The 5695-nt window shown below is 64.6% G+C and carries 3 protein-coding genes; 1 reads left to right on the top strand and 2 read right to left on the bottom strand.

The window, feature by feature from the left end; genetic code table 11:
- On the top strand, positions 1-452 hold a 452-nt coding region (locus E8A12_RS15370), incomplete at its 5' end, for a HEPN domain-containing protein (protein ID WP_293370346.1).
- A gap of 78 nt (positions 453-530) precedes the next feature.
- Here the strand turns inward: E8A12_RS15370 and E8A12_RS15365 are convergent.
- A complete protein-coding gene (locus E8A12_RS15365; RefSeq protein ID WP_293370344.1) occupies positions 531-3395 on the bottom strand; it encodes a TonB-dependent receptor in 2865 nt (954 codons plus the stop codon).
- Between the two features lie 470 nt (positions 3396-3865).
- Positions 3866-5695: TonB-dependent receptor (locus E8A12_RS15360; RefSeq protein WP_293370342.1), on the bottom strand; the 1830-nt coding region annotated here is incomplete at its 5' end.

Here is a 5695-nt window from a genome sequence, read left to right as displayed (position 1 = left end):
ACCATGCCGAGCCGCTGTCGGCGGACGAGGCTCGGAAAGAGGCGCAGGGGTACTTCGACGAGTGGTTTCCGAGCGCGACAAACTTCAAGGCGTTAGCAAGCGCAGCGGTCGAAAAGGGCATGTCGAAGGAAGCGGCCTTCCTTTTACACCAAGCTACCGAACGCCTGTACCACTGCGTCCTTCTGGTTCTGACGCTCTACTCGCCGAAGTCCCACAAACTGAATTTCCTGCGCTCTCAGGCCGAGCGATTGGCGCCATCGCTCATTGCGGCGTGGCCCCGGGAAACCCGATCCGAGCAGCGCAGCTGGGAGCTATTGCGGCGCGCTTATGTCGACGCTCGGTACTCCCCTCACTACAAGATCACTGCCGAGGAACTGGGGTGGCTCGGCGAACGCGTGGCCGTGCTCGGGGAATTGGTGCGCAGCGCCTGCCAGGCCCATCTATCCGCGTAGTCTCGCGGCTGACGGCCTTGGCGCAAAACAAAGGGCGCGCCCTTGCGGGCGCGCCCTCCGATCCGGAAATCCGGGGTCTTAGAAGCGGTATTGGAACTCCACGCCGAAGGTGCGCGGCGGGGTCAGCAGGTAGTTGTGGGTGATGCCGCCCGGGCCGAAGCCGGTGGCGACGCCATTGACCGACAGGCCAGGGACGCTGGCCAGGCCGGGGGTGATCGCTCCGCCCGACGCCGCCACCGTCGCCAGCGGATAGACCCCGGTGTTGCGGGTGCCCGACGCCGCGGAGTCGTAGCCGAGGGTGTCGAACATGTTCTTCACATAGGCGATGATCGAGTACTTGTTGTCCTTGTCCTTCCAGGTCACGCGAGCGTCGACCTGATCCCACGACGGCGAGGCGTCGTAGTCGCGCTTGAAGATCGAGGCGTACTCCTTGTCGCGCCAGACATAGCTGACCGACGGCGACAGCGACCCCGGTGCGAAGTCGAAGGTGTAGAGGATGTTGATCGCCACCTTGTTCTCAGGCTGCGACGGCAGGACGTTGCCCTTCAGGTTCTGCGGCCGCTGCACCAGGCCGGTGGTGACGTCGCAGAGCGGGTTCGGGTTGGGATTGGCCGCCGTGGGCGTCGAGCCGGTGCCTGTGCAGGTCTGGACCACGGGATTGATCGGGGTCGCACCCGGTTGCAGGGCTTCCGGGTCCTGCGGGTCGACGATGTTGGTCAGCGATTTGATCCCCGTGGGGTTCCACGAGTAGTTGAACAGGATCTTCAGGTTGTCGATCGGCGCCCAGGTGGATTCGAACTCCACGCCATAGCTGTAGGACTTGGGCACGTTCAGGAACAGGCTCTGGTTGACCGCCAGGTTGCCGGAAGTATTGGTCACCGTCAGCGGAGCCTGGAAGTCCAGATAGTCGTAGTAGAAGGCCGCGATATTGGTCTGCAGGGTGCGGCCGAAGTCCTTCTTGAGGCCGACTTCGTAGTCGTTCAGGTGCTCGGCGCCCGTGGCGGGGAATTGCCCGCCCGTGGAGCCCGCGCCCACGAAGAGGCCGGCCTGCTTGTAGCCGCGGCTGTAGGACGCGTAGGCCGTGGTGTCCTTGTCCGGCGTCCACTGCAGGTTGAGGGTCCCGGTCACCGCCTGGGAAGAGACGCTGTAGTCCCGGGTCGCCGAACCGTCCGGCGAGTAGGTCACACCGCCGGGCTGGCCATTGGCGACCACGCCGGTCGGCAGAAGCGGGCCCGAATAGACGATCGAATGGGTGACATCCAGCGGGAAGGAATACTGGCCGAAGAGTTGCGGCGTGCTGGCGCAGGCCGTAGTCGCGAAGCACACGCTACGCAGGGTTTCCGACCCGAATTCGTGGTCGTGGCTCCAGCGCAGGCCGGCAGTCATTTTCCAGTCGTCGGCGAACTTCCAGTCGAGCTGGCCGAACACGGCATAGGACGTATCGTGCATGTCCGGCCGGTCGTCGTAGATGCGGTTCAGGTATGCCGCGCTGTTCGAGGCGCCGACGGAATTGATAGGCGTCGCCGTCGTAAGCTGGGTCTGCTGCGGCAGGTTCTGGAAGACCGGCTGGATGATGCCTTCCTGATAGAAGTAGAGGCCACCCAACCACTGCAGGGGACTGTCGCCGGTGGAGGCGATATTGATCTCGTGGCTGAAGTTGTGGAAATCCTCTTCGTAGGTTTGGACGCTCGCCGGGAAGACGTTGAGGCCGGCGCAGCTGCCGGGCGCCACGAAGGCGTTGGACAGGCCGCAGGGCTGGGTCGACGTATTGGCCGGCAGAAGCGGATTGAACGGCGCCGGGTTGATCGTGAACGAGCTGATCGGCGAGCCGGCCCCGCCGCTGATGTCGCTCTGCAGCGTGTAGTGATAGTTCGTGCCGCCGGCGATGTACTTCAGATCGAACGCCGGGAAGTGATAGGTGAAGTTCCACGTGCCGATATAGGTGTCGTCGAGCGAGACCGACTGCGCATAGTTCGATGCAAACTTGCGCGGATCGCTGGCGGCCGGGTTCGTGCAGCCGGTGGGCGAGGTGTTCACAACATTGCTGACGACCCCGCCGGGGGCGCAGGCGAAGAACGCGTTGACGTTCGAAGCGCCGAACTCTGCGTAGTTGTAGGGGCCGGGCGAGTAGCCGTTGCGGGCGCCTGGGCCGCCGCCGCCGTTGTTCCAACCGACAACCTCGACCTTGCCCCAGAAGTCCAGGTGGTCGCCGACCTTGCCCTGAAGTTGGCCTTCCAGGATGTACTGGTCGATCACATTGCCTTCGGAGGGCATGCCCGGGACGACGTTGGTGAAGTAGCCGTCGCGCTGCTTTTCCCAGTTGCCGGCCAGGCGGTACTGCAGGTCGGGCGCCAGGGGTCCGGAGACCGCGGCTTCCAGCAGGGTTCGCCCGTAGTTGCCGACTGTGGCGCGGATTTCGGCGTAGGGATCTTCGGTCGGGCGCCGCGAAATCACGTTGATGGCGCCGCCGATCGAGTTGCGGCCGTAGAGGGTGCCCTGCGGACCGCGCAGCACTTCCACCCGGTCTGTGAAGATCGGCGTCTTGCCGGCCGGCACCGTCGAGGAGCTGTAGACGCCGTCGTCGTAGAGCGCCACGGAGTTGGCGATCGGGTGGGAGTTGGTCAGGCGGGCCAGACCGCGGATGCTGTTGCGGTCGTTGGAGCTGGAATAGTTCAGGCCCGGGGTGAAGTTGGTCATGTCCTGGATCGTGTTGATCCCGATCAGGTCACGGCTAGCCGATGTGAAGGCCGAGATGGCGACCGGCACGTCCTGCAGGCTCTGGGCCCGCTTTTCGGCGGTGACCACAAGCTCTTCGATGGTGTTCGAAGCCCCCGCGGCCGCTGCGGCGGTGATGGCGATTTTCGATTGAGCATGCGCCGACGTCCCAAGAACGGCGGCGAACAGCAGTGCGCTTGACGCCAGAAGGCGAACCTTGTGTTGCAACTTATCCTCCCCAGTGGCCAATCAGGCCTTTGATTAGATTAGAGTTTTCTTGTGTTTCGGCGCGCTCGCGGGTGTGGCGCCCGCAAGCTGCGCCGCAGTCGGTTCTAGAGACCGAATTCTCTGGATTGCCCGGAGTCAGCCGGGCGCAGACGATGGCGCGGCGGAGCGAACTCACGATCGCGCGCCCGGCCTGAAGCCGCCCCTTGCCCCCATGTTGTCCTCCCTGCCGCACGTTTGGCGGACTTCGTCAGGCGTTCCGCAGCCGCTCGGCCGCAGTCACCCAATCCTTTTGTTCGTCGAACGTGCGGTAGAGGTTCGAGAGCGTCAACGGTTTTCGCTCTGACAGAACGCCAATTTTCAGAAAGTCGGCATGGCCGCCACAGATTCGCCTCAAAAAATCAACGGCGCCAAAAAACAAGGGCGCGCCCTTTCGGACGCGCCCCAAGAGCCGCAGGACGGCTGTTTTAGGTCTAGAAGCGGTATTGCAGCTCCACGCCGTAGGTGCGCGGCGGGGTCAGCGGGTAGGTGATGTCGAAGCCCGGCTGCACGGCGTTGACGCCGCCGGTGGTGCCGGCGAGGCGGGCCCCGCTCGCGCCGCCGTCGTAGCCAAGCTGGTTGAACAGGTTCTTCACGTAGCCGATGACCGAGTACTTGTTGTCCTTGTCCTTCCAAGTCAGGCGCGCGTCCACCTGGGCCCACGAGGGGCTCTCGTTGTAGAACCGCTCGAAGATCGAGCCGTACTGCTTGTCGCGCCAGATGTAGCTCACCGACGGTGAGAGCGAGCCCTGGTCGGTGATCCAGGTGTAGAGGACGTTCAGCGCAACCTTGTTCTTGGTCGACTGCGGCAGTTGGTTGCCGCTCAGGTCCTGACCGCGCTCCACGAAGCCGGTGTAGACGTCGCAGACGCCGGTCGGGTTGGCGGCGCAGGTGGTGAGCGCGCCGATCGGCTTGGCGCCCGGCTGCACCGCGGTCGGGTCGGACGGATCGATGACGCCGGTCAGTTGCTTGATGTAGGCGTCGTCGAAGGCGTAGGTCAGCGCGATCTGCAGGTGGTCGATCGGCGACCAGATCGATTCCAGCTCGATGCCGTAGCTGACCGCCTTGGGCACGTTCAGGAACACGCCCTGAGCCTGCTGCACGCCGCCGCTCACGGCCGGGATGGTCACCGGCGCCTGGAAGTCCTGGTAGTCCAGATAGAAGATCGCCGCGTCGATCTGCAGGGTGCGGTTGAAGAGGTCCTTCTTCAGGCCGATCTCGTAGTTGTTGGCGTGTTCCGGCCCGGTTTCGGGCGAGCTGCCCAAGGTGGTGGAGATGCCGACGTTGAAGCCGCCGGCCTTATAGCCGCGGCTATAGCGGGCATACATCATGGTGCCGCGTTCGGGGTCCCACTGAAGGCCGGCCGTGCCTGTGACCGCCGAGAAGTTGGCGTCGTAGCTGCGGTGGGCGAAGCCGTCCGGCGTGAAGGTCACGCCGCCGATGCCGCCGGGAACCACGCCGGCCGGCGTCGAGGTCAGGTTCACCACCGCGGCGGTCACGTCGACCGGCGGAGTGAAGGTGTTGCCCAGGCCTTCCGGAGTCGCGCCGCCAAGGCAGGACGTGACCGCGTAACAAACCACGCGCACGGCCTCGGTGCCGTACTTGTGGTCGTGGCTGTAGCGAAGGCCGAGCGTGGTCTTCCAGTCCGAGGCGAACTTCCAGTCGATCTGGCCGAAGCCCGCGTAGGACTCGTCGTGCATGTCCGGACGGTCGTCGTAGGGACGCAACAAGGTGTCAGCCGACACCGGCCCGGTCAGGGACGGGACAGCCGCGACGATGCTGCTGGAGCCCAGTTGCGTCTGGCTGGACATGGACGTGAAGACCGGCTGCTCGACGCCTTCCTTGTAGTAGTAGGCGCCGACCAGCCACTGCAGCGGGCCTTCGCCGCTGGAGGACAGGTTGAACTCGTGGCTCACCCAGTGCTTGTTCTCCTGATAGGTCGAGGAGTACTGCGGCAAGACCCTCACGCCGGTGCAGGCGCCCGGCGCCGCCAGATTGGTCGCCGCGCAGGGCTGCGCCGCGATCGGAACGGCCGGATTGAAGGTCGAGATCGGAAGGGTGAAACCCTCGATGGCCGTCGCGTCCTGGTCGGCGATCAGGGTGTAGTGGTAGTTGTCGTAGCCGCCGATGTATTTCAGGTCGGCGCCGTCGAAGTGGTAGGTCCACTGGGTCGAGAAGATGTAGGTCTCGTCCAGGGACACCGAGTTCGGGGTGTCCGAGGCGAAATCGCGCGGGTTGCTGTTGGCCGGTTGCGCGAACCCGGC

Origin of the sequence: Phenylobacterium sp., from assembly GCF_004799395.1 — a bacterium.
Classification (GTDB): Bacteria; Pseudomonadota; Alphaproteobacteria; order Caulobacterales; family Caulobacteraceae; genus Phenylobacterium.
This window is presented reverse-complemented; position numbering and strand designations above follow the sequence as displayed.